The 26,672-nt window shown below is 59.6% G+C and carries 17 protein-coding genes and 2 pseudogenes; 13 read left to right on the plus strand and 6 right to left on the minus strand.

Features of this window, described 5'->3' with window-relative positions; genetic code table 11:
• Positions 1-23 precede the first annotated feature (23 nt).
• Both ASD12_RS03080 and ASD12_RS03085 read right to left on the minus strand, forming a co-directional pair.
• A complete protein-coding gene (locus ASD12_RS03080; protein ID WP_056581819.1) occupies positions 24-4,259 on the minus strand; it encodes a cytochrome P450 in 4,236 nt (1,411 codons plus the stop codon).
• 139 nt (positions 4,260-4,398) lie between these two features.
• Positions 4,399-6,171, minus strand: coding sequence for an adenylate/guanylate cyclase domain-containing protein (locus ASD12_RS03085; protein ID WP_056581820.1), 1,773 nt, complete (start codon positions 6,169-6,171; stop codon positions 4,399-4,401).
• Positions 6,172-6,424: 253 nt separating this feature from the next.
• Between ASD12_RS03085 and ASD12_RS35130 the strand changes: the two are divergent.
• The 3 genes and pseudogenes from ASD12_RS35130 to ASD12_RS03095 all read left to right on the plus strand — a co-directional run.
• Positions 6,425-6,536 (plus strand): annotated as a pseudogene (locus ASD12_RS35130) (transglutaminase-like cysteine peptidase); the annotation flags it as partial.
• Positions 6,537-7,345: 809 nt separating this feature from the next.
• A complete protein-coding gene (locus ASD12_RS03090) occupies positions 7,346-8,371 on the plus strand; it encodes a sulfate ABC transporter substrate-binding protein (protein ID WP_056581821.1) in 1,026 nt (341 codons plus the stop codon).
• Between the two features lie 167 nt (positions 8,372-8,538).
• Positions 8,539-8,772: a hypothetical protein gene (locus ASD12_RS03095; RefSeq protein ID WP_056581822.1), complete on the plus strand. Its 234-nt coding sequence runs from the start codon at positions 8,539-8,541 to the stop codon at positions 8,770-8,772.
• Between the two features lie 227 nt (positions 8,773-8,999).
• Here ASD12_RS03095 and ASD12_RS03100 read toward each other — a convergent pair.
• The 3 genes and pseudogenes from ASD12_RS03100 to cysT all read right to left on the minus strand — a co-directional run.
• Positions 9,000-10,035 (minus strand): annotated as a pseudogene (locus ASD12_RS03100) (sulfate/molybdate ABC transporter ATP-binding protein); the annotation flags it as partial.
• A 186-nt stretch (positions 10,036-10,221) separates the two neighbouring features.
• A complete protein-coding gene (gene cysW / locus ASD12_RS03105; RefSeq protein WP_056581823.1) occupies positions 10,222-11,106 on the minus strand; it encodes a sulfate ABC transporter permease subunit CysW in 885 nt (294 codons plus the stop codon).
• Positions 11,099-11,965 carry a sulfate ABC transporter permease subunit CysT gene (gene cysT / locus ASD12_RS03110; protein ID WP_056581824.1) on the minus strand — a complete coding sequence of 289 codons (867 nt, stop codon included), beginning with the start codon at positions 11,963-11,965 and terminating at the stop codon, positions 11,099-11,101. The genes cysW and cysT overlap by 8 nt, the downstream gene beginning before the upstream one ends.
• Before the next feature lie 521 nt (positions 11,966-12,486).
• Here cysT and ASD12_RS03115 point away from each other — a divergent pair.
• The 3 genes from ASD12_RS03115 (at position 12,487) to ASD12_RS03125 (ending at position 16,424) form a co-directional block, all read left to right on the plus strand.
• Positions 12,487-13,161 (plus strand): hypothetical protein, encoded by a 675-nt coding sequence (locus tag ASD12_RS03115; protein ID WP_056581825.1) that lies wholly within the window; start codon positions 12,487-12,489, stop codon positions 13,159-13,161.
• Positions 13,162-14,046: 885 nt separating this feature from the next.
• The gene (locus ASD12_RS03120; RefSeq protein WP_056581942.1) at positions 14,047-15,396 is read left to right on the plus strand and encodes a UDP-glucose/GDP-mannose dehydrogenase family protein; all 1,350 of its coding nucleotides are present in this window, start codon (positions 14,047-14,049) and stop codon (positions 15,394-15,396) included.
• Complete coding sequence (locus ASD12_RS03125; RefSeq protein ID WP_056581826.1) at positions 15,393-16,424, plus strand: NAD-dependent epimerase/dehydratase family protein; 1,032 nt, start codon at positions 15,393-15,395, stop codon at positions 16,422-16,424. The genes ASD12_RS03120 and ASD12_RS03125 overlap by 4 nt, the downstream gene beginning before the upstream one ends.
• Positions 16,425-16,516: 92 nt before the next feature.
• Here ASD12_RS03125 and ASD12_RS03130 read toward each other — a convergent pair whose 3' ends face one another.
• Positions 16,517-17,416, minus strand: a complete 900-nt coding sequence (locus ASD12_RS03130) for a formyltransferase family protein (protein ID WP_056581827.1) — start codon at positions 17,414-17,416, stop codon at positions 16,517-16,519.
• A 428-nt stretch (positions 17,417-17,844) separates the two neighbouring features.
• Here ASD12_RS03130 and ASD12_RS03135 point away from each other — a divergent pair, with 428 nt between their 5' ends.
• From ASD12_RS03135 to cysN, 7 genes are all read left to right on the plus strand, one after another.
• The gene (locus ASD12_RS03135; RefSeq protein WP_244482717.1) at positions 17,845-18,696 is read left to right on the plus strand and encodes a sulfotransferase domain-containing protein; all 852 of its coding nucleotides are present in this window, start codon (positions 17,845-17,847) and stop codon (positions 18,694-18,696) included.
• Positions 18,697-18,755: 59 nt separating this feature from the next.
• Complete coding sequence (locus ASD12_RS03140; protein ID WP_057144053.1) at positions 18,756-19,838, plus strand: glycosyltransferase family 4 protein; 1,083 nt, start codon at positions 18,756-18,758, stop codon at positions 19,836-19,838.
• Positions 19,811-20,011 (plus strand): hypothetical protein, encoded by a 201-nt coding sequence (locus ASD12_RS33910; protein WP_156388982.1) that lies wholly within the window; start codon positions 19,811-19,813, stop codon positions 20,009-20,011. The genes ASD12_RS03140 and ASD12_RS33910 overlap by 28 nt, the downstream gene beginning before the upstream one ends.
• Before the next feature lie 85 nt (positions 20,012-20,096).
• Complete coding sequence (locus tag ASD12_RS35830; RefSeq protein ID WP_082525204.1) at positions 20,097-21,917, plus strand: sugar transferase; 1,821 nt, start codon at positions 20,097-20,099, stop codon at positions 21,915-21,917.
• A 356-nt stretch (positions 21,918-22,273) separates the two neighbouring features.
• On the plus strand, positions 22,274-23,611 hold the full coding sequence (locus ASD12_RS03150; RefSeq protein ID WP_244482718.1) for a lipopolysaccharide biosynthesis protein: 1,338 nt from the start codon (positions 22,274-22,276) through the stop codon (positions 23,609-23,611).
• A complete protein-coding gene (gene cysD, locus ASD12_RS03155; protein ID WP_244482719.1) occupies positions 23,612-24,577 on the plus strand; it encodes a sulfate adenylyltransferase subunit CysD in 966 nt (321 codons plus the stop codon).
• Positions 24,577-26,508, plus strand: coding sequence for a sulfate adenylyltransferase subunit CysN (gene cysN / locus ASD12_RS03160; RefSeq protein WP_056581831.1), 1,932 nt, complete (start codon positions 24,577-24,579; stop codon positions 26,506-26,508). Before cysD ends, cysN begins: the two co-directional genes overlap by 1 nt.
• Positions 26,509-26,672: the final 164 nt, after the last annotated feature.

The raw sequence follows: 26,672 nt of genomic DNA on the forward strand, positions 1-26,672 counted from the left end.
CCAGCAGTTGAGGCGCCTAAGACTCAGAGACGCGAAATCAGAAAGCGTAGTGCCGACCGGCTCGGCATGAAGAAATATCCGCCTCCCCGGGTGGTAACGAATTGAGGGACGCCTTTCAGCACCGTGACCTTTTCCCAGGATGGTATAGTGAACCTGCCGGCATTGTCGCGCGACCCAATCGTGGGGTCTTTTTCGGCAACAAGCCCCTGGAATGAAGTCGACGACACCCAGGTCTGCTGGATGAATTCGTACTGCCGCTCGATATCGGCGTTGAGGCACATGAAGAGCAGCCCCTTTTCGACCTTGCCGCCCTTCTTGTCCTGCTTCTCGTAGCTGCGGCCCACCCGGATGATCCGATGGCGCTTGCCGATCCTGATCTGTGTTTCACGGTCCTCGCCCAGCGAATCGCGGGGATTAGACCGCCGGACATGAGCGCCAAGCGGGCAGCGGTGCCCCTGGGGATCCTCGACGCCAAAGGCAAAATCATTATCGGCACTGCGACCCGGGCGGCCGTCCGGATTGCGCACCAGCGAGGTGCCGTCGGGCCAGCGGCCGAGCATCTTGGCGGCGACCCAGCGCGGGGTAATCGCCGGGTTGTCGGTTTCGCTGGCCGCCTGAATAGCCGCAGCCTTGCAATAGTCGTTGAAGGTGTCGACGTGCTGCTCGAACTGGCGCATGACGAGGAAGGTGCCGTTGCGGCCGAAGTCGCGCCGCGGCGGCGGCAGGCCGGGTATCTGCCGGTTGCGGCGAACCGCCGACAGGATGCCCGTCCGATCTTGCGACGCCTCGACAGAGGGGGACGCCGGATAGAAACCGTGCTCGTCGCGATAGCCGAACAGAAACTCACCCGGCGCGACAAGATGCATGGGTGCCGCACTGATTTTGGCGCGGGCGGTTCCCCTGACGATCGGTTGTGAGACACCGTCGACGAAGCCAAAATGCTCGATCGCGCGTTTGCCGTCGCGCTTTACCACGAGCGGCAGGTCCGAAACGAGGTTCATGCCTGCGGCCGTCATCTTTCTCTTTGCGGCACCGATCTCCGTCTTCAGCTTCTCCGAACTTTCGGCATAGCAAACCACCACCACGTCAACGGGCTTTTGCGGCGAACCCCACTGCCACTTGTCGGGCACGCTTTCGCCGACATCGTCCAGAATGCGGCTGCGCTCGGGATTGCCCATGCCGTGGCGAAAGGCGACAGGGAATGTGTCCAGCGGCTTGTCGTCGACGCCGCCATCCAGTCCGAGACGGCGAAGACCATCGGGACCGAACGCAACAGTCATCGCCCGCGCCGGCGGCACGCCGTCGCCGAAGCTGGTCTTCTCGACGATGAACTCAAGCCAGGCCTTGCGCCTGGCCCTGGAAAGATTCTCGGGCACGGCAATCGCCAGCATATGGGCATGACCCAGCGATCCGAACGGGCCGAAGAACAAGGACTGTATCTCGCCCGTTTCCAATTGTTCGATGGGCAAGGGGGCGGACGCAGCGGGGCCGCCGGCCTCTGCCTTCCTTGTTTGCGGGCGCGGCAGGGAGCCGAACAGGCTCAGCCAGTCACGGGCCTCACTGCTCGTTGCAGCGGCGATGCCGCGCCTGATCCTGGAATTGGCGCGGATGCGCGTCGTGTTGAGGCCAGGGTAGGCCGAATACCAGAACAGGGTCGGTACCTGCTGCCGGCGGGCCCAGCGCTTGAAACGGTCGCCGTCGCGCGCGCCATCGAGGAAGAGCCAGCGTGTGCGCGGATAACCTTCGGTGTTGCTCCACACGCCTGTCAGACCGGCAGCGGCCTTGGCGATGAAATCCTCGAGATAGCTTTCCCAGCTGCCACCATAGTTGGAGAAGAACATCAGCCTGTTGGTGCCGGGCAACAGCACCCAGCGGGCGAAGTGGATGGTGTTGATGGTGGCAAGGAAACCCGGCTTGAAGACCTTTTGTGCCGAGATCGAGATCAGGTAGAACGACAGCCTAAGCGCCAGCCTGCGCAACGTTCCAACCTTCATCGTCGAGATCGCCGTCAGATGGTTTTGGGCTTGTCCAGGCTGGTCTTCGTGGACCAGAATCTTGTCGAGAGCGCCGAGGTCGACCGGCGTGCTGTGCGGGCGATCAATGTCTTCGAGGCGCCGCAAGACGAGAAAGCACAGGCCGAGGATCAGGGCGGCCAGCGCCAGAATTCCAAGCACGGTCAGCAGAAGCGCCGTGCCGGCTATGACAATGCTGCCAAAGGTGACACCGGGCGGATCGCCGAACACCAGAACGTAGGTCATCCGCCAGCAGGCAAGCACCACTACGGCAACAGTAGCTAGCGCGGCCGGCGCCAGCAGCGTCGTCGTTATGGCTTGCCACCATTTTCCAGGCGGCCGTTCGAGCAGGCTTTCGGCAGGCTCGAATGCCCAGTCGAATTTTCCCAGGGACCGGACATGCCGGCGGGCTTCGTCAAGCACGCCGGCCGCCCCGCCATTGGTGGCGCGCGGCTGCTCGACCACGGGCCGAACTGCGTCGGCAAGCTCGGCTTCTGCGAGGATGCGCTGCACCGAGTGGCCCGGCGTACCGGAAAAGACCAGTCCCGCGTTGCTGCCGAAGGACGGTGATATCTCGACATTGTGCTTGCGCAGGAAATTGTCCAGCGTGTGGTCGTCACGAAGATCGCACACGTCCTTGAAGATGGGCCGCAGCCTATCTCCGATGGCATGCGAAATGGCGTTGATGACGTCCTCTGCGCTGCCGTCACCGGAGATTTCGAGAACAAGCGCCCCTTGCTCATCACCGGAGGCATTATTCGCCTCACCAGTTGGGACAACAGCCAGGCTCGCGAAATGGATGGTTCCGGCGGTATTGAGCGCGGCACGGATCTCGTCGCTGGCAGGGTTGCCAAATCCGGCGACCTTGTCACGGATGGCGTCCAGTGACGCGGGCCGGGTGATCGGGCACACCACCGTGACCATAGAATGGGTGACCGTGCGGCAAAGAGCGGGCCGCTCGAAATCTACCTTGAGGCCGTCCGGGTACGCGCCGACACGCGTCATCCTGCCGGCTTTGCCGCGCGCACGTCGGACATTGTCCTTCTGAAACAGGGCGCGAAGACTCTCGCCAATCTGGATTCTGGCGATTTCGGCGCCAATGCATTGATGAATGCCGTAGCCGAAGACCAGGTAATCGCGATGCGGGCGCGACGTGTCGAAGTGATTGGGCCTTTGCACCGCCTCAGGGTCGAACATCGCCGACAGCGTTGCCGGCATGACCACCGTTCCGGCCTTCACCAGACGCTCGCGGCGCGTGCCCCTGGCGATGGTTGCGTCGCGCGCGGTGTAGCGCCAGGGGCCAATCCAGATCGGCTTGAAGCGCATGGCTTCCAGAATGGCTTTGTCCAGTCCGCCGGTGTCATTGCTGGCCAAGGCTGCATCGATAGCCTGCCGCGCATCACCGCGGGACAGGATCACGTCGAGGCAGTTGCTGCCGGCGAGCACATTGGTTGGAACAAAGCCGGCGATCATGCCAAGCATGATCGAATGAATGTCGGGCTGCGACAGGCGATCCTGATCCAGCAGGCGGACCAGCCTCGCCAGCGGCTGCTCATCCTTGGCCCCCCTCTCCCGGATCGCGTCGATCGAGCGGTCGATGACTTTGATCAGCCGATCGCCGGCCACCACCGCAAGCTGGCGCGTGACCGGGCTCGCCGTTGGATCCGAAAAGAACAGCGCGCTCAACGCCATGGCCCAATCGGCAAACTCGGATTCGTCGTCGATCTCAAGGCCGAAATAATCGCGGCAGATGCGCACCGGAACGATCTTCATAAGATCCGCGACCGCGTCGAAGCCGGGGCTGGCGCGTGTCATTATTTCTTGTGAATGCCGCGCGGCGATCGGCCTGACCAAGGCCTCGATTTCTGCCGGGGGGAAAGCGCTCAGCACCGACGATTTCATGCGCCGGTAGTCGGCGCCGTCCTGCATGCCGAGAATGAAGTTCGATCCGCGCGCCAGTTCGGTCATCTCCGGCCCGTATGGCGTCTCGAATTCATCCCCGCGCTCCAATATGTCGCGAACGTCGGCGTTCCTGGTCACGAGCAGGAAGTTGCCTATGGCGAGATTGGGCCAGAACCGGCGTAGCAGCGCCAGCGCCCAGCGCGGATCATTGAAGAGAAAGGCAGCTATGCGCGACGCGACGCCCTTGGAGCGGAGGCGTCCCAGGTCGAATGGCGGCATTTCAGACAGCGGACGCTGGCTTTTCTGTCCTGCCCGGATGGCATCGAAATACTTTATCCTGATCATGCGCGGTCTGGCCCCCCGGCTGTCCACGTCATTGCGATGCCGGCTACCCAAGGCCTAGGTTTGCAGCCGTCTCGCGTATGTGAATGTTTTCACAGTTGTCGGTGTTCCGCCACCTCGATTACGCACCGCTCGCTGCGGGTCATTTGGCCAGGTCGAAATTGGCGATGAGAAATTCGTTTGCCGCCTTGTCGGCGAACGGTATCCAGCGCACCCTTTGCTCCGAAAAATCCGGATGTCTGGTCATGAATATGGCCAGCTCCCGCTTGGCCTCTTCCTTGCGCCCGCTTCTCGTCAAGGCGCCGATCTTCAGGAACCGGGAATAGAAATAGCCGGGCGACAGATCGAGCGATCGGTCCGCAGTGGAGATCGCGGATGGCCAATCCTCGACGAAGCTGTAGGCGGCGGCCAATTCCCCCAGATTGTGGAACCGATAGAGGTCGAAGGGGCTCAGTCGCTCAGTATCGACAAAGAACGGTATCGCACCAGCGGCTTCGCCGAGCAGCAGGCGCGCACTGCCCATCGCCGAGCGCGCAAAGGCGAAACTTGGATTGATATGAAGCGCTTCCTCGAGATGGTCGACCGCCGATCCGGGCCGTCCCCTCATGATGTCGGTAACGCCGAGATGAGCGTGCGGGCGAGCATCCAGGCTGTCCATCAGCAAGGCCTTGCGCGCATATTGCTGGACCTTGTCCAGATCGTCGCTGTCACCGAACCGCAGCCAGGCCCGCCAGAAATACCACCATGCCAGTTCGTTCAGCACCGCGCTCGAATTTGGATCGTCCCGGTAGGCCTTTTCGAAGAACTCCAGCGCGATTTCCGTGTCGCCGCGGGTGCGCCGGTTCATATGCCAGCGTCCGCGCCGCACCAATTGCCACGTTTCCAGACTTTCCCACGGCACTTGGAAGGTCCGGGCTTGTTCGGCGCGGTCGACCTCCTTGTCGAGGATCGAAACGATCTCGGCACCGATCTGGTCGCGCAGACTGAAGATGTCGACGAGGTTGCGATCGAAGCGCTGCGACCACACCAGTCGCCCATTTGAGACGTCGGCAAGCGAGGTGCTCAGACGGATCTGCCCGCCATTGCGCATCAGTGTGCCGCTGACGATATAGCGCGCACCAAGTGCATTGCCGATCACCCGCGTTCCCAAGGTGTCATCGCGAAACTGAAAGCTTGAGCTCTTGGCGATCACCGAGAGCCATCTGCTGTTGGAAAGACCGTAGATGATGTCTTCGGCAATGCCGTCGGCCATGTAGCCGACGTCGGCCTCGCTTCCATCGGCCTGGAACGGTAGCACGGCGATCGCGGGCGGACCTTTGGACGACAGCTTCTGCTGACCATTGACGGGAGGTATGGCCGAGACCAACGTTGCGGGCGACGACCCGCTGCCAATGCGCCCCGCGATCAGAACGCGCGCCGGCAGCGCGATGTTCTTCAGCCTGAATTCGCCAAGATCGGTGAACTCGGCCGCCGTCTGGTCCTTCACATGGTGCCAGGTCGTTTCCGAGACGGCGAGACCATCGTGCGGCGCGAACTCCTGGATTCTGGCAGCGATGTTGACGTCGTCACCGTAGAGCCGGCCGTCCCGGACGATGACGTCACCGGTGTTGATGCCGGCGCGAAAGGGCATGCGCATGGCGTGGTCGATCGATGAATTGAGCGCGACAATGCGGCCCTGAAAATCGAACGCCGCGCGCAGCGCCTCGATCGGACTGCCGAATTCGGCCATGATGCTGTCGCCGGCATCGCCGAAAGTACGGCCGCCGAACCTGCTGCAACTCTCGGCGATGATGTCGCGCCGTTCCTCGAAGGCAGCGACAGCCGATTCATCGTCAAGACCCATCAGCCGCGAGAATCCCACGGCATCGATAGACATGATTGTCGCCAGCTGACGGGTGTAGTTCCGTTCAGCCATGTTCGAGCCCCAGTCCCTTTTGCCCCAGCACGGGCGACTACCCGCTCCTGAATATTTCGCCGCTTTGCTGGAAGAATCTTCCTGGCAGTTGCGCCGCGCCGATGTCGCCCATCATACCAGGAACTCTAACAGTACCTCTGCAAAAGCTCCACCACGATCAGCTAATAGATGGCAGGCTGCCGTATCGTCCACGCTTGACCGCCGATTATCGATGACGCGTCAGGCGTCATACCGAGAAAGCCGAGGCGGCGCGGTGCTTACGGTTCGAACCGGAAAGGGACGCTTGATCCTGGATAACCGTGGCAGTGTTCATCCGGGACTGGTCACACACCTCGTACCATTATTTTGCCCGACAGTCGCAATCCGCCAACGGGAAATGGTGCGGATCAGTTCTTGAGCTTTCGGTACAACTTCGGTCCAACCGATGCGTATCGACAAATGCGCCGCGGCCTATCGACGGATCCGCTGCCGTGCGGCGCGCTTCCGAGCCCGGTTCTGCCTATATGCCTGGCCCTCTATACCGGGCGGCTTCCATCCAGTATGCGAGCGCCATTGCTGGAGACCGCCCCTTCACTTCAAAATCTTGCCCCCTATAGCTTCCTGCCGCAATCCACACCGTCTTTGAACGCTGGTAGATCGTGATGCCCCGTGCGCGCGCCCGAGCGCACAGGTCCGCGTCATTGTAAGACATTTCTCCAGCCCCGTTTCCCATCAACCCTGCCAACGATTGTAGTGGCGCAGTTCTTCCCGACAAAAGCCTGCGGCCCGAGCGACGGGCCTTTGACGGCGATGGGCGGTATTCATATCCTGTGACACCGGGCTGCTTCCATCACACGCCAGCGGACACCCAACGTCGCGTGCGGCAGCACTTTTGGCAGGTCTCAGGCCAAGACTCTTCTTTGGACTACCTGACGCGGCACGTCTGCCCTTTCGGATGAATGCATCTAATTTCTATCAATTCGGTAGATTTAGCGCGAGTTCAACGGAGGCAGAAATGACCAAACCTCATTTCAGGAAACTGCTCGGCGCACTGGTCGCCACATCTGTCCAGTTCGGCACGCTCGGTTTCGCGTTTGCCACACCACCATTCTCAACGTGTCCTACGATACGCAACATTGAATGCATCTAATTTCTATCAATTCGGTAGATTAGCGCGGGTTCAACGGAGGCAGAAATGACCAAACCTCATTTCAGGAAACTGCTCGGCGCACTGGTCGCCACATCTGTCCAGTTCGGCACGCTCGGTTTCGCGTTTGCCGACACCACCATCCTCAACGTGTCCTACGATCCAACACGCGAGCTCTACAAGGCCTATGACGAGGCTTTCGTCGCCCATTGGAGGGCCGAGACCGGCGAGACGGTCACCGTTCAGCAGTCGCATGGCGGATCGGGCGCCCAGGCCCGCGCCGTGATCGATGGCCTCGATGCCGATGTGGTGACGCTGGCGCTCGAAGGCGACATCAATGCCATTGTCTCGAAATCGAAAAAGATCAATCCCGACTGGCGCACCAAATTCGAAAACAATTCAGCACCTTACACCTCGACCATCATCTTCCTCGTCCGCAAGGGTAATCCCAAGGGGATTCATGACTGGAGCGACCTCGTCAAGGACGGCGTCCAGGTGATCACGCCGAACCCGAAGACCTCCGGCGGTGCACGCTGGAACTATCTCGCCGCCTGGGCCTACGCCAACGCCAACGATGGCGGCGACGAGGCCAAGACCAAGGAATTCGTCGGCAAGCTCTACGCCAATGCCCCGGTGCTCGACACCGGCGCGCGCGGCTCGACCGTGACCTTCGCGCAAAAGGGCCTCGGCGATGTGCTGATTGGCTGGGAAAACGAGGCCTATCTGGCGCTCGACGAGTTCGGTGCCGACAATTTCGACATCGTCTACCCGCCGACATCGATCCTGGCCGAGCCGCCGGTGGCRGTGGTCGACGCCAATGTCGACGCCAAGGGCACACGCAAGGTCGCCGAAGCCTATCTGGGCTGGCTCTATTCCAAGGAAGCGCAGACGATCATCGCCAGGAACCATTATCGTCCGGCCAAGCCCGATCTGGTGCCGGCCGAAGACCTCGCCAAGCTGCCACCGATCAAGCTTGTGACCATCGACGATCCGCAGTTCGGTGGCTGGAAGAAAGCCCAGCCTTATCATTTCGGCGACGGTGGTATATTCGACCAGATCTACAAGCCTCAATAAGGGGACAGGAGAATCTTCCAAATGGCTTCTCCCCCCGATGCCCGTGCTGTCGGCTGAATCAACATAATGGTGACCCGATTATAACGTGGGATCGGCCCCGGACCGAGAGCGAGAGAGTGCCAGCGTCTGCACACCTCCAAACTTCTCGGTCTCGCGGGAGAAACCGTATGGCTGGAGAACAACAACAGGACGACAAGCTTAGTCGCCTTCTTTCCTCAGGCTGGTCCATCGTGGGCTATTCGACGACAATGATGGCCGCTGGGACAATGACCCATTCAGTCCTGCTGCAAAAAGAACACGTACTGATCTCGGCAACTATCGTGGCTGAAGGCGATCATGAAATTGGGCGTGCTTTCACGATGCTGGCCCCGGCTCCAGATACGAAGAAGCGTCGGCCTTGAAGCCGACGCAAGATAATAGGCCCAATTCAGGCGGCGCGCGTGGTGGGCTTTAGCCGCTCAGGCTTTTCCGAAACCCGTTTCTTGCAGTTCGCAAGCGCAAACATGCGATTCTGGATTGCAATCGACGACGCCGGAAACAGCTTCCAGCGTCCGGGGCGGAACGCCACCCGGCTTTTCTGGGCCGCGGGGTGGTCGACCGGCAGTTCGATTTCGACCCGCTGGCGCTNACGCCGGAAACAGCTTCCAGCGTCCGGGGCGGAACGCCACCCGGCTTTTCTGGGCCGCGGGGTGGTCGACCGGCAGTTCGATTTCGACCCGCTGGCGCTCGCCGCCGATCTCAAGCTCGACCCGGCGCGTGCCGGCGACGCGGCGGCTGGCGGCGACCGTGCCGGCGATGCAGCCGCTGCAGCCGTCCAGCAATTCGACATGGTGCGGGCGGAAGTAGAGCGTCGCATCGCCCGCGGGCTCGTTAGGCGCGGCAAGCCCGATCGGACGGTCGGCGAGCCAGATCTCGCCATTCTCGACCTTGACGGAAAGTGAGCTCGATTCACCGATGAAACCGTAGACGAAGGGCGAGTTCGGCGTGTCGTAGATGTCGTCGGCGGTGCCGACCTGCTCGATGCGGCCCTGGCTCATGACAACGACGCGGTCAGCAAGCTCCAGCGCCTCTTCCTGGTCGTGGGTGACGAAGACGGTGGTGTGGCCGGTGGCGTCATGGATTTCGCGCAGCCAGCGGCGCAATTCCCGGCGCACCTGCGCGTCAAGCGCGCCGAACGGCTCGTCGAGCAGCAGCACCTTGGGTTCGATGGCCATGGCGCGCGCCAGCGCCACGCGCTGCCGCTGGCCGCCGGAGAGCTGCGCCGGATAGCGCTTCTCCAGCCCCGACAGCTGGACGAGGTCGAGAAGCTCGGAGGCGCGGCGGCGGATCTCCTGCGCCGGCGGGCGCGACGGCCCGTGCCGGACCTTCAGGCCGAAGCCGATATTGTCGGCCACCGTCATGTGCCGGAACAGCGCATAGTGCTGGAAGACAAAGCCGACATTGCGATCCTGGATCGACTTGTGCGAGGCGTCCTCGTCGCCGAAGAAGATGTTTCCCCGCGTCGGCCGCTCCAGTCCGGCGATCAGCCTGAGCAGCGTCGTCTTGCCGGAGCCGGACGGCCCCAGCAACGCGATCAGCTCGCCCGACTTGATGTCGAGCGACACGTCGTGGAGAGCCGGAAACCGGTCAAACTCCTTGCGCACGTTGGCAACGCGAACTTCCATCGACAGAACCTTTTCATTCGAGGCGTGTCGTTGTCCCAAACCGCTAGGCACTTTTGGGCGACATGCACTTCTTGTTTCATGCATGTCGTTGCCCCAAAACCGGATCCCACTTTTGGGCGACATGCACTTCTTTGTTTCATGCATGTCGTTGCCCCAAAACCGGATCCCACTTTTGGACGACATGCATCAGTGCCCGCGCGTGGCGGCGATCTCGGCGCCGTAGCGCATCTCGAGAAGTGTTTTCAAGACCAGCGTGACGAGCGCCAGGCCCGCAAGCAATGAAGCCACGGCAAAGGCGCCGACGGCGTTGTACTCGTTGTAGAGGATCTCGACATGCAGCGGCATGGTGTTGGTCAGGCCGCGTATGTGGCCCGACACCACCGAGACCGCGCCGAACTCGCCCATGGCCCGCGCATTGCACAGCAGCACGCCATAGAGCAGCCCCCATTTGACGTTGGGCAAGGTCACGAACCAGAAGGTCTGCCAGCCATTGGCGCCAAGCGAGAGKGCCGCCTCCTCGTCGCCATTGCCCTGCTCCTGCATCAGCGGGATCAACTCGCGGGCGACGAAGGGGAAGGTGACGAAGACGGTGGCCAGCACGATGCCCGGCACGGCAAACAGGATGACGATGCCATGCGCCTTCAGCCAGCCGCCGAGCAGCCCCTGGGCGCCGAACAAAAGCACATAGACGAGGCCCGATATGACCGGCGAGACCGAGAAAGGCAGGTCGATCAGCGTGGTCAGGAAGGCCTTGCCCTTGAACTCGAACTTGGCGATCGCCCAGGCGGCGGAGATGCCGAAGACGATGTTGAGCGGCACCGAGATCGCCGCCACCAGCAGCGTCAGCCGGATCGCCGAGCGCGTGTCGGGATTGCCGAGCGCCTCGGTGTAGGCACCGATGCCCTTGGCGAAGGCTTCGTTGAAGACGATGATCAGCGGCAAGAGCAGGAAAATGCCGAGGAAAGCGAAGGCGACGGCCATCAGGACGGCTTGCGCCGGCCGGCTCTCGGTCACCGCCGCCGAGCGGCTCTCGTGATGCGGTGCGTAGGATTTGATCTCGGGATCAGCCATAGCGCTTGCGGCTCCATGACTGTGCGAGATTGACGATCAGAAGCATCAGGAACGACAAAAACAGCATGATCGCCGCGATCGCGGTCGCCGCCGGATAATTGTACTCCTCCAGCCGGATGACGATCAGAAGCGGCGCGATCTCGGATTTGTAGGGCAAATTGCCGGCGATGAAGATGACCGAGCCGTATTCGCCGACGCCGCGCGCGAAGGCCAGCGCAAAGCCGGTGACGATGGCCGGCGCCAGGCCTGGAAACAGGATGCGGGTGATGATCTGGAAGCGGCTGGCGCCAAGCGTGGCGGCGGCTTCCTCCACTTCCTTGTCGATCTCCTCCATGATCGGCTGCACGGTGCGCACGACAAAAGGCAGGCCGATGAAGATCAGCGCGATGACGATGCCGAGCGGCRTATAGGCGACCTTGACGCCAAGCGGCATCAGCAATTTGCCGATCCAGCCGTTCGGCGCGTAGAGCGTGGTCAGCGCGATGCCGGCCACCGCCGTCGGCAGCGCGAAGGGCAGGTCGACCATGGCATCGACGATGCGGCGGCCGGGAAAGCGGTAGCGCACCAGCACCCAGGCGACCAGCGTGCCGAAGACGACGTTGACGCCAGCCGCGATGAAGGCGGTGCCGAAGCTGATTTCAAGCGCGTTGATRGTGCGACGGTCGGTTGCGATCGCCCAGAACTCGGGCCAGCCAAGGGCGGCCGAGCGCCAGATCAGCCCCGACAGCGGGATGAGGATGATGAGGGTGAGATAGGCAAGCGAGAAGCCGAGCGTCAATCCGAAACCAGGAATGACACTCGGCTGTCTGAACCGCCACCCCGCCTGCGCGGATGCTGTGGTCGCGGATGTTGCGGTCATCGCGTTCAGGGGAGTCCCTCCCACTCAACCAAGCTTGCCACCGCTATGGCGCGAAGAGGTCTGAGTGCGCAAGTTGGTTGAACGATCCCTCCCACTACGTCTATTCGCTCAGTGGAATTTCGTCCTCCGTCGCCACTCGGGAATTCCGCGGTCGTGCAGCTACCACTTAGAGGGCGGACATTGGATCAGGTCGGATAGGCACCCTCCCCGAAATGATAAGGTCGCCCCATTTTCAATCGGCTAATACTCCGCCGCTGGAACAGGTGCCTGCATATGCAGGTGCGATGTCCCGAGAAACGTCCTGCCGTGGACCTCAACATGCTCGATATGCGGCGCTCCGCTGTCGAATGTCAGCGTGAAAGCCAACAGGCAGATGCAGCCGAAAGTAGAGCCATCCCCAACAGAATAGGTGTGATGAGTCTCAATAGCATCTCGTGCAATACCCTTGGAGGAGTTCTGCGTAGGGCTAAACCAACGTAACAATAAGATGCTGGCTGGATATCGATCGGGGAGTAGAAGAAATGGAGACCATTTCAAAGGAGTTGATGAAACTGGCCGAACACATCCGTCCGGCGCGCGAAGCGTTCGCAGAAGCGGATAAAAGGAGGATCGAATCCGCCTTGGAGGCGGGTCGGCTTCTCTGTCAGGCCAAGAATGACTGCCCACATCAGCAATGGCGGGCTTTCCTGACATTGGCTGATATCTATGAGCGACAGGCTCAAGAATTGATGCACTTGGCTCGCGCGGGATTGACGGCCCACGTCGTTTCGCAAATTGGGGGCATTGATGCGGCACTGGCCTATCTGGTGAAGGCAAGATTGCCCGAGCCAGGCGAATGCCTGACAGTGGGAAGGATAGGCTGGCCTGAAAAGAACACGCCCTTTGCCATCATCAAGCCCAACACCGCCCATCCTGGTTACTACGACGTGGCGATTGCCGACATGTGGGCCAATCCCGCAACAGTTTTCTGTTCTACGAAGCCGCTAAAGGGGGGAAGTGTACGGCTTGCCGACGGGTCGTTCTTCGACAACCTCTGGCGTATCATCGATAGGGAATTGGACGTGCCGCATTCGCAGCGCGAATTCCAAATGATGCCGGCGGATCTGTTCTCCCAGGACGGAGCTTTCCTCTTCGCAAAGCCAGTCACCGCAGGTCGTGGTCCGAAGACAAACCGGGCGCCCAACCACGCGCATTGATTCGTTGCCTGAGCCGTGCCTGACGGCAGGTCTCCATTGCGGCCACCAGACATGAGGGTAGGAACACTCCGCTGCGCAGTCCCAGATGAGTCAAACAGAAATTTATCAAGCCCAGGCGAGGCTATTCGAGAGTAATTTCCTGACTCGTATTCCCGATGGCAGGATTAGTCAGCGGACATTGGACGCTTTGAGAGCCTGGCAGCGACAAACGAAACGACCGCAGGCCGGAGAATTGACGAAGAAAGAGTTCGATCAGCTGATGCGGTTTGATCCTGGCACACACGCTTGGAAGCGATCTCCGGATCAATAGACGGAACCTGGATCGCGGTTTGGGGACATCGCTCTGGGGTAGAAGCTGCCAAAAAGGCTTTGGCGGGATGCCAGAAGAAGTCGTCTCGGCCCGACGATTGTTCGTACGTGTCCAATTCCGTCGATCGTAGCGGCCCAGGGTGGTCAGCCGCCGTCTTTTGCGAGCAGCGAGGTCTGTTTCGAAGGAAAGGGTAGATATTCCTGCACAATGGCCTGAGCCGGAAAGCAGCCGTAGACCAGGCGTTTGCCGCCACTTCAACCGCGAAGTTCCGCTCGTCTCAATGCACTCTCGTAAAGGCACTGGTCGGAAACGGACGACAGTGAACCCATTCCAACAGCGTTTGCCAACGGGCGCCGCAGGCAACCGATCCTTCGCCCGCGTTTTGGCGAGGAGGTATCGCTCGGGTCTAATCCCGTGGGAAGGCTATCAACATTTAGAGTAGTCAAATGGCGCCGGCGGAGGTTTCCAGATCGCGGCGGGTCTCGGAAGAGGTAAAGCCATATCCGATTTCGCGCTCCATTTTCTTGATCGCTGCTGGCTTAATCGAACAAAATCATCATCAGAGTGGCGAGTTCATGCGCATCGCGGTTGTTGGCTCAGGTTACGTCGGTCTCGTGTCTGGGGCATGCTTGGCTGACTTTGGTCACAAAGTCGTCTGTATCGACAAGGCAGAGGCAAAAATTGTCGATCTTCAAGCTGGAAGAATGCCGATTTATGAGCCAGGTCTCGAAGACCTTGTCTGCAAGAATTCTGCGACTGGGCAGCTCGTCTTTAGCACCGAGCTTGCGCCAGCAGTCGCAGATGCAGATGTGGTGTTCATCGCTGTCGGAACGCCTTCGAGGCGAGGCGACGGTCATGCCGACCTTTCCTATATTTACGAGGCGGCGCGGGAAATTGCGGCTGCGCTTCGCGGTTTCACCGTGGTCTCTGTCAAATCCACAGTGCCAGTGGGGACAGGAGATGAAGTCGAGCGGATTATTCGCAGCTGCAACCCGACGGCAGATGTAGCAGTTGTGTCGAACCCGGAATTCCTTCGCGAAGGGGCAGCTATCGACGACTTCAAACGTCCCGACAGGATCGTTATCGGTCTACCGTCGGACGAACGCAGCCGCGAAGTGATGGCGGAAGTCTACCGGCCACTCTATCTCAACCAAGCGCCGATCATGTTCACCGGACGTCGCACGTCAGAACTGATAAAGTATGCGGCCAATGCCTTCCTGGCGCTCAAGATCACATTCATCAACGAGATTGCGGATCTTTGCGAGAACGTAGGTGCGAACGTGCAGGAGGTGGCGCGAGGCATCGGGCTAGACAACCGCATCGGTTCTAAATTCCTGCATGCGGGCCCAGGCTATGGGGGATCCTGTTTCCCGAAGGATACGCTGGCTCTCGTCAAGACGGCGCAAGATAGCGGCGCGCCGCTACGGCTGGTCGAAACGACGGTCGCCGTGAACGACCAGCGAAAACGCACCATGGCCCGCAGGATCGTGCTCGCCTGCGGCGGCAATGTGCGAGCAAAAACGATAGCCGTACTGGGTCTCACATTTAAACCCAACACGGATGATGTCCGTGACGCGCCTTCCCTCTCGATCATCCAGGCTTTGATCGATTTCGGGGCGTTTGTTCGGGTGTATGACCCTGAGGGCATGGAACAGGCCAAGCTCATGCTTGGCGCCAGCGTCGACTATGCGAGGGGAGTGTACGAATGCGCCAAGGGCGCCGATGCCCTGGTGATCATCACCGAGTGGAACCAGTTTCGCGCTCTCGATTTTGAACGGCTGTCGCGCTGCATGTCGAAGCAGGTAGTAGTCGACCTTCGTAACATCTACAGGCGCGAAGAGGTCTGCAAGCATGGTTTTGAGTACGTGAACATCGGCGAGGGGGTGACAGCGGAGAATTCTGCTTTTGCCGCGGCCGCCGAATGAGGTATTTCATCACCGGATCCGCCGGATTTATCGGATTTCATCTGGCGCGACGCCTACTGGATGACGGTCACTCCGTAACCGGCTTCGACGGCATGACGCCGTACTACGACGTTGCCTTGAAGCAATCCCGAAATGCCTTGCTTCAGCGATATGACGCCTTTCGCTTCCACGTCGAACAGTTGGAAAACATGGACGCGCTCCGGCGGGCGGCAGACTCGGCCATGCCCGACGTGATTGTCCATCTGGCCGCACAGGCCGGTGTGCGGTACTCGATCGACAATCCGCGAAGCTACACCGACAGCAATCTGGTCGGTTCCTTCAACGTCCTTGAACTTGCCCGTGACCTGAAGCCAGGACATCTGCTGCTTGCTTCCACCAGTTCGGTCTACGGCGCGAATGAAACAATCCCGTTCGTTGAGACCGACAAGGCCGATTGGCCACTAACGTTCTACGCGGCCACCAAGAAGGCGGTGGAGGCGATGTCACACTCGTATTCGCATCTTTTCCAGATTCCAACGACATCCTTCCGGTTCTTCACCGTGTACGGCCCCTGGGGCCGACCCGACATGGCGCTCTTCAAGTTCGTCGACGCCATTCAGAACGAGCGTCCGATTGAAGTCTATGGCGAAGGCTTGATGAAACGCGATTTCACCTATGTTGATGATCTTGTTGAAGCCATCGTTCGGCTCATCGGATGCGTGCCCGTGGCCGGCCGGCCGGTGTCTGGACCGGATGTCGTCGATACGCTGTCACCCGTGGCGCCTTGGCGTGTTGTCAATATAGGCGTCGGCCAGCCGGTGGAGCTGTTGTCCTTCATCGAGACAATCGAGAATTGCCTCGGCAAACGTGCCATCCGCAAGATTTTGCCGATGCAATCAGGCGACATGCCGGCGACTTATGCTGATCCGCGCCTCCTGCAGACCCTTACAGGCTTTCGCCCCAAGACCAGCATACAGGACGGGGTGGCTGCCTTCGTACGCTGGTATCTGCAAGAACGACCCTCATCGCGGCCGACAATCGCCGCCTGAACATTCCTTCGTTCAAATACACCAAACAAACAGCTGAAGCGGCAGATCCCTTCCAAGCGGACCGTGGCCCAGAGCGGGCCAGCATGGCCCTCTCAGGCCGACACCAGCTTGGCATGTATCTTGGGCCTGGCGCCGCGCCAGGATGTCACCTCAATGGTTGCTCCATCGCCGCAAAGCACGGCAAAACCACCGTCAGTATGCGCCTGGACCTGGCCAGTCAGCCCTATGTAGCGCCCTCGTTCCGCAAACATGCGTGCCTTGTCGACGACGATCTTGCTGCCCTCGCCTACAGTGAAGGCACCTGGATAGGGATCGCCGACAGCGCGGACAAAACGAAGAATGGCCTCAGCCGTCTGCGTCCAGTCTATCGATCCGTCATCCGCCGAGCGCTTGGCGCAGTAGCTGGCGAGGGAATCGTCCTGCGCAACGCCCACGCCGTTGTCGCGGGCGATCGCTGACACAACGAGGGGTGTCATTTCCCGCAGGGCCTGCTTGTGCTTTTCGTAGAGCGAACGCGCGGTCTCGTCCTGCGCCACGGCAAAAAGCTTCTGCAGGATAACCGGGCCACTGTCGACGCCTTCATCGAGCCGAAAGAATGTCGATCCAGTCTCCCTCTCGTTCGCGATGATCGTCCAAGGGATCACCCCCCTGCCTCGAAAGCGCGGCAACGGCGCCGGATGAAAGCCTACCGACCCAAGGCGGGCGACCGAACGAAATTCGGCCCGGCAGATCTGCGACCAACCGATCACCAGCGTCAAATCGGGGCGACCTTGTTCGAGCCAAGCGACTGTATCAAACGCGTTGATGTTCTTGGTCAGATGGACCGAGGCTCCGGCGGCGCGCGCCGGACCCGACAAATCCACAAAATCTGAATGGCGTGTGGAGGCGTCGGCCGCAAGGGTGACAAGCAGCGATGGCGTCATACCCGCTTCAACGAGGGCGTCGAAAGCAACACGGGACCCTTCCACCGCACCGACAAAGGCTATGCGCATCAAATTCGAACTCCAGCTTAAGTGCCGCAAGCGACAGCGAGACGCGGACCTTTTCTATGGTCGCTTCGATTCTACGCCCAAGTTCACCTTTAGAGGTAAACGGCAGCATTGACGTAGCCATATTTGCATCTCCTCCAGTCGAGGAAAGCTGGATATCTAGAGACTGGGACAGTGGGACTGGAATACGCAATGGAGAGCTTCGCCGACCCGGCATTTCGGTATCGCAGCGCCACCACTCCTGCTGGGAACTGGGGATCGCACCGGCTACGCGTGGCGGTCGTGATTCCCGGACCTAGTGCGGGGGGCACGGGACATGCCATGCATGGTCTCGCCAACCGTTGGGATGCGCTCCGGTTCTCGGAACCACCATCATATGGTTCGCCAGAGCGTGTTTCGAAACAGCCTCCTGGCACCGAAGGCCTGTCGCCATGCTGACGACTACCCTTCGCGCATTCCAGAAGATCGACACCCGTATCAGGATGAGCTGGGCTGCGTCGGGCGCCGATGCGTTTCTTGTCTCCTACCCGAAATGCGGAGGAACCTGGCTTAGACAGATCCTTTCGGACTACTTCAATCGCCACGCCCGTTGCGGAAATGCCGGTCTTTCCCCGATGTTCGAGGTTCTTCCGGATTTCGATCTCGATCCAGCGAGGGGCATCCCGGCCTTCCGTTACACAGAAGAGCGCCCCAGCGTGCCACTCGTCCTGGTTTCGCACCTGGGCTACAGGCGCTCGCTCTTTCTCAACCGGCCGGTCATCTTCATGGTGCGAGATCCACGCAGCATAATTGTATCAGCTTATTTCCATGCTACGCGTCACAAACACTGCTTCGAAGGAAACATGGACGCGTTCATTGCCGATCGTAAACAAGGCTTGCCGGCTCTGATCGTCTACCTGAATGAGTGGGGCCGAGGCCTTAAGCATCACGAGAATGCGGTGTTGAGCTATGAGGAATTGACCGAAGACCCTGCGGGGACCTGTACGCGGATCCTGAGATTCCTTGGCCACACGACGTCCGCGCGCGAGCTACAGGCTTCCATCGACGCTTCGCGTTACGATGCGATGCGTGAGCTTGATATGGCGGGCAGCCCGGCGGCGCATGATGATGAAAGCCATCAGACACGTTGCGGTAAGGTCGGCGGCTTTGCGGACTATCTTAGTGATGTGCAGGCCGAACTCATCGAGCAGACCTGCATGGACTGGCTAACTCCAGCGGCGGTGGAGCTGCTTCGCCGTGGCGGAACGCGGCTCGTATGCGGCTCGTATGAACTTCATTGCTGACTCATCGATAAAAACGCCAGGGCGAGATGATCGACGGTTTGGAATTAAGAGAGGCGTAAATGCGACTTGCGCTTGTGCAGGCGGGTTTGGGTGCAGGAGGGACGGAGCGTGTGGTCAGTCTGCTTGCCGCGGATCGATGCCGGCGCGGCGATGAAGTCCATCTGTTTGCTTTCGTGAGAGAAGAAGAAAAGAGCTACTTTGCCCTGCACCCGAATGTCACGGTTCACAAGCTTGTAGAGGATGAAGCTTCACGGCTTTCGAAATTCGGATTTGTCCGCAGCCTGCGGCGCGTGTTCATTTTGCGTGCAGAATTCAAAAATCTTCAGCCCACCCTGGTCGTTTCATTTCTAACAAAAATCAATATTCTCTGCCTGCTGGCGGCAAAAAACCTCGGCATCCGGGTCATTATCTCGGAACGAAACAATCCAAACGCGCAAAAAAAGCACTTCGCATGGCGCCTCGTTTCCGGGGTTATACTTCGATGGGCGGATCGGCTTGTCATGCAGACCGATGCGATTCTCACGACACTGCCGGATACGCTCAGAAGAAAGGCCTTCGTTATCGGGAATCCGTGCCAAGCGACCGATGCCCACAAGAACCAAGGCACCGAGACGTTTCGTCTGGTCGCCGTCGGACGTCTGGTGGAACAGAAGGGCTTCGATACGCTGATCAAGGCGTTTGCCAAGATCGCTACGGAATTTCCGGCATGGACATTGACGATTTTCGGCGAGGGACCGGATAGGGGTCTTCTTCAAAGTCAGATCGATGCACTTGATCTGAGGGACAGGGTAAAGCTTGACGGCATTACCGAGCGTCCGGGTGAATGGGCACGCGACGCCTCCCTGTTTGTCCTAACGTCACGGTATGAAGGCTTTCCCAACGTGCTGATCGAGGCTATGGCGGCCGGCCGGCCGGTCGTCGCAACGGACTGCGATTTCGGTCCATCCGAGATCATCGAGTCAGGCGTTTCGGGTTTGCTCGTGCCGGTTGACGATGTTGCCGAGTTGGCATCCGCAATGGCATGCCTGATGCGAGACAACGCTCTTCGCCAGAAAATGGGGCGATTAGCTCGCGAAACGAGCGCCCGGTTCTCAATGCAGGAGATCGCGGAAAAATGGAACACCGCTTTGACGAAATTCTGAAATTGAAAGCAATCGACACCGAACTCAGCCATTCAGGTTCTCGATCTGCAATCGAAATATCCGGTGTTGGACAAGAACATCTCAAGCGTTCTCAGGCGCTGTTCGGCGCAGGTCGAGTCCTTGTTCTGCCTTTCGAAATTATGTTTCACAACATCTCCCGTGACGTGGTTTAGCTTTTGATTATTACGGAGCGTCGCGGTTGGCCGGAGGGCGTATCAGCGAGCCGCGGCAGGCATGCCGACGAAAGGAGCAACGCTCATGAAACGCACGTTCGACCTGCTCGTTGCCGCCTGCCTTCTGCTGCTGATGTCGCCCTTCATCATGGTACTTTCAATTGCAGTCGCGCTGCTTCTTGGGCGTCCAGTTTTTTTCCGCCAGGAACGTCCCGGACTGCACGGAAAAACCTTCAAGATAATCAAGTTCAGAACGATGACCGATCGTCGGGATCGTCATGGCCGGCTGCTGCCCGATGCTTACAGGCTGACTGGCTTCGGTAACTTCCTGCGGGCAAGCAGCCTTGATGAGCTGCCCGAACTGATCAACGTATTGCGGGGCGAGATGAGCCTCGTCGGGCCTCGACCTCTTTTGGTAGAATATCTGCCGCGCTATAGCCCTGAGCAGGCGCGTCGTCACGAAGTCACTCCTGGCATCACGGGCTTGGCGCAGGTGAAAGGCCGCAACGCACTTGATTGGGAGGACCGCTTCGCTCTGGACGTTTGGTATGTTGATCACCGGACATTCTGGCTCGACATAAGAATCCTCTGCCTGACCTTTTACAAGGTGTTCATCCGCGAGGGCATCAACCCCGCAGGACACATGACCATGCCCAAATTCAGGGGCTCGCAGGCTCCTGCGCCAAGCCCGCCATTAATGATATCCGGATCGCGCCTGCCACGGCTGGCTTTGAGGGTTGCAGTCTTGGGGGGGTTGCTAGAGCTCGGGATTGCGGGCTTCGTTTTCGTTGTGGATCCGTATGGGATTAGTCATCTTCCGGAGATTCGCGATTTCAATGCCGAAAAGACACATCGCCTCTCGATAGGCGCGAGTGCAGAGCACTCGCTACGTCTATGGCTTACCGACTACGATACCTTGATCCTCGGCGGCTCGCGGGCTCGCGTCGGTCTTGACCCAGCAGGACCGAGCCTCAACAGGCTAAAGGCCTACAATGCGGCAGTTCCCCGCGCGAGCATGGTCGAACTCTATGACATTGGCATGTTCGCCTTGGCTCATGACACGCCCCGCCGGGTGATCGTCAATCTCGATTTTTCCATGTTTGAGGCCGACCAAAAGGAAACGCAAGATTTTCCGGAATCCGGCTTTGCCGGGGTTCCAATGCCTATCGTTTATGCGCGCTCCTTGTTCTCCCCTGAAAGCTTTATCGACGCTTTGCGGACGGTGCACGCCAACAGCATTGGATTTCGAGAGACCGACAAGGAAGACGGTTTTCACCAGATCACGCTAGCGCACAATTACAGCTACAGACAGGTATCCGACCAGAAGCTGAATCGGTTGATGGCGGAGTTTTCGTCCCCCGGCAGCTTCGACTATGACCTGACCAGAATCGGCCTGTTGCGTGACCTGCTGGACCGCCTCACCGCCGCTGGCGTGGACGTCACGCTCTTCATTTCACCGATACATGCTCGTCAGATGGAAGCACTCAGGGCCATGGGGCTTCTCCCGGTTTACGACCGCTGGCGTATGGACCTCACATATGCTGTAGATCAGGTCAATGCATTCAAGACAGCCACGTCTGAAGTGAAACTGTGGGATTTTAGCGGCTATAACTCCATTACAATGGAAGACATTCCGGATCCGGGCGATCGTCATCAGGCGATGCGATGGTACTGGAACTCTGCGCGCTATACCCCGGCTTTGGGAGAGTTGATGCTGGATCGCATGCTCGGCGAGGCCTATTCGGGTCCGTCGGATTTCGGCGTATCTCTTACCGGATCCAACCTTGGATCAGTCCTCGACCAACAGCGAAAGAGGCGCGTCATATATGTTGCGCTTCATCCCGAGGAGATTGCTAAAATATGGAAGTATCTGATTTTCTTTAAGATGAGAGAGCCAAATACTTAAGATATTCTTGCCCTATCTGTTGAATGTAATTTTTCATTCTAATTTTTCGCGCCGTATATATTCGGCGATGAACTCACCGTGAAGCTGCTTACCGCTAATGGAGTAGGCCGTCAGTCGTATCAGCGATCAGGTCCTAGCTTATTGGGGTTGCGACAGGACCAAACTTGGTCGTGGCGGCTTTCTGGTTTCTGCCGATGATGGAAGCCATCGGCAGAAACAGTCCCTGAGAACGACCAAGGGAAGTTTATTGCCGATCAAGAATGAGCGGGGCGACTTTGGCTACGGTTGCGATGATCGGAAGACTGGCTCAACGGGTTCTGCAAGCTGCCAGGCGCAAGAGTGCGGGCCGCACGCGCATGGCCAATATCGCACACCTTCTGACCGGCAACTTTCTTGGCTCATTGCTGGCACTTGTAGCCTTTACGCTTTCAGCACGAGCGCTTGGCGTGACGAACTATGGTGAGCTTGCATTGATTATTGCGTTCACAAGGGTCGTCGAGCGCGTTGTCAGCTTCCAGTCGTGGCAGCCCATTATCAAATACGCAGCCGGCCTGGACGCATCCGAGGGCCACGAGAATTTGCGCGTCCTCATGAAGTTTGGCCTGCTTATCGATGTCGGCGCCGCTGTCTGCGCCTGGGTCGTCGCCATTGGCGCTGCCCTTCTCGTTGCGCCAGTTTTCGGTTGGTCGGCGCAGATCGTGCATCTTCTTGTTCTCTACTCCAGCGTTCTGCTGTTTCAGATTTCCGGCGTCCCCGTGGCTGTCCAACGCATGGCCGGCAACTTCCGCCTCCTCGCCTACGGGCAGCTGCTCAACGCCGTTCTGCGCGTGTTGCTGTGTCTCCTCGGCGTGCTGCTCAACGCCGATCTCGCTTATTTCACAGCGGTTTGGGCCGGAACGCAGATCCTCGGCTCCCTGACGCTCCTGACGCTGACCATGCGCGCGCTACACAAGCAGGGTGTCCACAATGTCCTGGGCGCGCCTTTGGCCGGCATCACACGCCGCTTCCCCGGCATTTGGAATTTCGCGTGGTCGTCCAACATTTCGCTCACTTTGCGCGCGAGCGCGCAAGAGCTCGATACGCTGCTGGTCGGATGGCTAGCCGACCCGGCCTCGGCTGGCTTGTACCAGATCGCCAAGCGCATAGGCCGCGTCGGCCAGCAAGTAGGCCCGCAGGTGCAGAACGTTCTCTATCCCGATGTTGCCCGCCTTTGGGCGAAAGGCAGCATCGAGGAATTCAAGCGGGTGATCTTTCAGGCCGAGGCCATGCTGCTCGGCTTTGGTGTCATTTGCATCCTGGTCGTGGCGGCGATCATCCGGCCGCTGCTTACCTGGACCGCGGGACCGGAGTTCATAGGCGCAGCCAGCCTCGTCGTCGTGCAGATGGTGGCGGTCACGTTCGTGCTTTCGGGCTCAGCCGCCCGCACGGCGCTGCTTGCCATGGGACGGCAACGTGAGGTGTTGCGCATTGTTGTCGTTGCGACAGCCGCCTTCCACATGACGGCCCTCCTGCTCATCCCGCGGATCGGCGCGATGGGCGGCAACATTGCCCATATCATCCTGGGCATTCTGTGGACCCTCGGCCTGGGGCTTTCGTTGCGAAAGGCGCTCAAGACCGTTCATCACCCCGACCGGCAGGTCCCGCCGGCAGACGCTCTCAACCAAGCAAGTCTTGCCCCTTCAAAGGCGATTTAGATGACCGTTGAACCCCAAGCCTCAACAACCTTGCCCACGGTACAGCGACGCCCTGCTCCTTCGTCGCCGTCCCTCACCCACCTGCAGCGGCTCGAGGCTGAATCGATCCATATCATGCGGGAGGTGGCAGCCGAATTGCGCAACCCCGTGATGTTGTATTCCGTGGGCAAGGATTCCGCGGTGATGTTGCATCTCGCGATGAAGGCCTTTCACCCGTCGCCGCTGCCGTTTCCCCTGCTCCACATCGACACGACCTGGAAGTTCAGGGAGATGATCCGCTTCCGCGATGAAACCGTTGCCCGGCTTGGTTTGAATCTGCTGGTGCGGCGCAACGAAGCCGGTCTCGCCGAGGGCATCACACCGTTTACCCACGACTCGTCGATCTACACGCAGATCATGAAGACCGAAGCGTTGAAATCGGCGCTGTCCTCGTTCGGCTTCGATGCCGCGTTCGGCGGGGCGCGGCGAGATGAGGAAAAAAGCCGCGCCAAGGAGCGGGTGTTTTCGCTGCGCAGCGACAGTCATGGCTGGGATCCAAAGAACCAGCGTCCGGAACTATGGAATCTCTACAACGGCCGGCTGAAGCCTGGGGAGTCTGTTCGCGTCTTTCCCCTCTCGAACTGGACCGAAACCGATATCTGGCAATACATCATGAGGGAGCGCATCCCGCTCGTGTCGCTCTACTTTGCAGCAAAGCGCCCGGTGGTGGAGCGCGACGGACAGTGGATCATGGTGGACGACGACCGTCTGCCGCTGCGCCCCGGTGAAGTGCCTGAGATGCGCTCGGTCCGCTTCCGCACCCTCGGTTGCTATCCACTCACCGCGGCCACCGAGAGCACGGCCGCGACGGTTCCCGAAGTGCTCCAGGAAATGCTTGCCTCGAGGACTTCCGAGCGATCGGGCCGCCTGATTGATCATGACGAGGCGGCGTCGATGGAAAAGAAAAAGCGTGAGGGGTACTTCTGATGCTGGGTTTTGCTCAAGCCGCGGACCTCGAAGCTTCCTTGGAGCGCAAGACCACTTCGCAGTACCTTCATGCCCATGAGCGGAAAAGCCTGTTGCGGTTTCTCACTTGCGGCAGCGTGGACGACGGCAAGTCGACACTGATCGGCAGGTTGCTTTACGACACCCAACGGCTGATGGAAGATCAACTCGCGGCCCTTGCGGTTGATTCACGGCGACACGGCACGACTGGCGACGATCTCGACTTCGCCCTTCTGGTCGACGGCCTCGCCAGCGAGCGCGAACAAGGCATCACGATCGATGTGGCCTATCGTTTCTTCGCCACCGAGCAGCGCAAGTTCATCGTCGCCGACACACCCGGCCATGAGCAATACACCCGCAACATGGCCACTGGCGCGTCCAACGCCGACCTCGCGGTCATCCTTGTCGATGCCCGGCAGGGAATCCTCACCCAGACCCGCCGGCATTCCTACATCGTTTCCCTGCTTGGCATCCGGCACGTTGTTCTGGCGATCAACAAGATCGACCTGGTTGGCTACTCGCAAGCTGTGTTCGACGAGATCGAGGCCGCCTATCGAAGTTTTGCGGAGCCGCTCGGCTTCGTTTCGCTACAGGCAATCCCACTGTCGGCTCGCTATGGCGACAATATTCTTTCCAGAAGTGCGAACCTCCCCTGGTATCAGGGCCCGACACTCATCGAGCATCTGGAAACTGTCGAGGTGGACAGTGACCGCCGTGCCGCTCCGTTCCGCATGCCGGTGCAATGGGTCAATCGTCCCAACCTCGACTTTCGCGGATTTGCCGGCACCATCGTAGCCGGAGTGGTGAGACCAGGAGACCGCGTGGCGGTGGCGCGCTCAGGCGTCACGACCTTGGTGAAGCGTATCGTCACCCAGGATGGGGACCTGTCGGAGGCGGGTGCCGGCGAGGCAGTCACGCTGACGCTTGAAGATGAGATCGACGCCTCCCGCGGCGACGTTCTGGCAGCTGCAGCCGAGCGCCCCGAAGTCTCCGATCAGTTTGCGGCGCACGTGCTGTGGATGCATGACGATCCATTGATCCCCGGCCGCCCCTACGTGATCAAGCTTGCCACCAGCGTAGTAGGTGCAAGCGTCACCGACATAAAACACAGACTGGATATCAACAATTTTGCAAAGCTCGCCACGAAAACTCTTGAAAAGAACGAAGTTGGCTTCATCAATCTGATGACGCAGGCGCCGCTTGCTTTCGATCCCTACTCCCAGGTGCATGAAACTGGTGCGTTCATCATTATCGACCGAATGACCAATCACACGGTTGGTGCCGGCATGATCGACTTCAGCCTGCGCAGGGCAAGCAACATTCATTGGCAGGCGCTGGACGTGGACATGAACGCGCGAGCGATCGCCAAGGGGCAAAGGCCAGTGGTGCTGTGGTTCACAGGCCTCTCGGGTGCCGGCAAGTCAACGATCGCAAATCTCGTGGAGAAGCGCCTTCATGCAAACGGCAAGCACACCTATCTTCTGGATGGCGACAATGTTCGCCACGGCCTGAACAGGGACCTTGGCTTTACCGACGCAGATCGCGTCGAGAACATTCGGCGGGTGGCTGAAGCCGCCAAGCTGATGGTCGATGCGGGGTTGATAGCGCTGGCTTCCTTCATTTCGCCATTCCAGGCGGAACGCCGGATGGCGCGCGACCTCTTTGCCGACGGGCAGTTTATCGAGATCTTTGTCGATACGCCGCTGGAGGTGGCAGAAGGTCGTGATCCGAAGGGACTGTATCAACGCGCCCGAAATGGACTGATCCAGAATTTCACTGGCATTGGCAGTCCCTATGAGCGCCCCGAGGCTCCTCACATCACGATCACTCCAGATCTGAGCGCCGAGGAGGCTGCGGAACTGATCGTCAGCTATCTCGACCGCGGCAGCTATCTTGGAAACGTAACCGGGTAAGTCGGCGATGAGTGATGGGACTGGCCGAGAGCCGATACGGGTTTGCTTTCCATTTGTTGGTGACGATGTCGGCGGAAGTCACATCTCGGCACTTAAGCTCGTCCAGAATCTCGACACCTCAAGGGTCATTCCGGTTTTGGTGCTGCAAGAAACCATGGGGCCGC

The organism is Mesorhizobium sp. Root102 (assembly GCF_001425625.1).
Classification (GTDB): domain Bacteria; phylum Pseudomonadota; class Alphaproteobacteria; order Rhizobiales; family Rhizobiaceae; genus Mesorhizobium.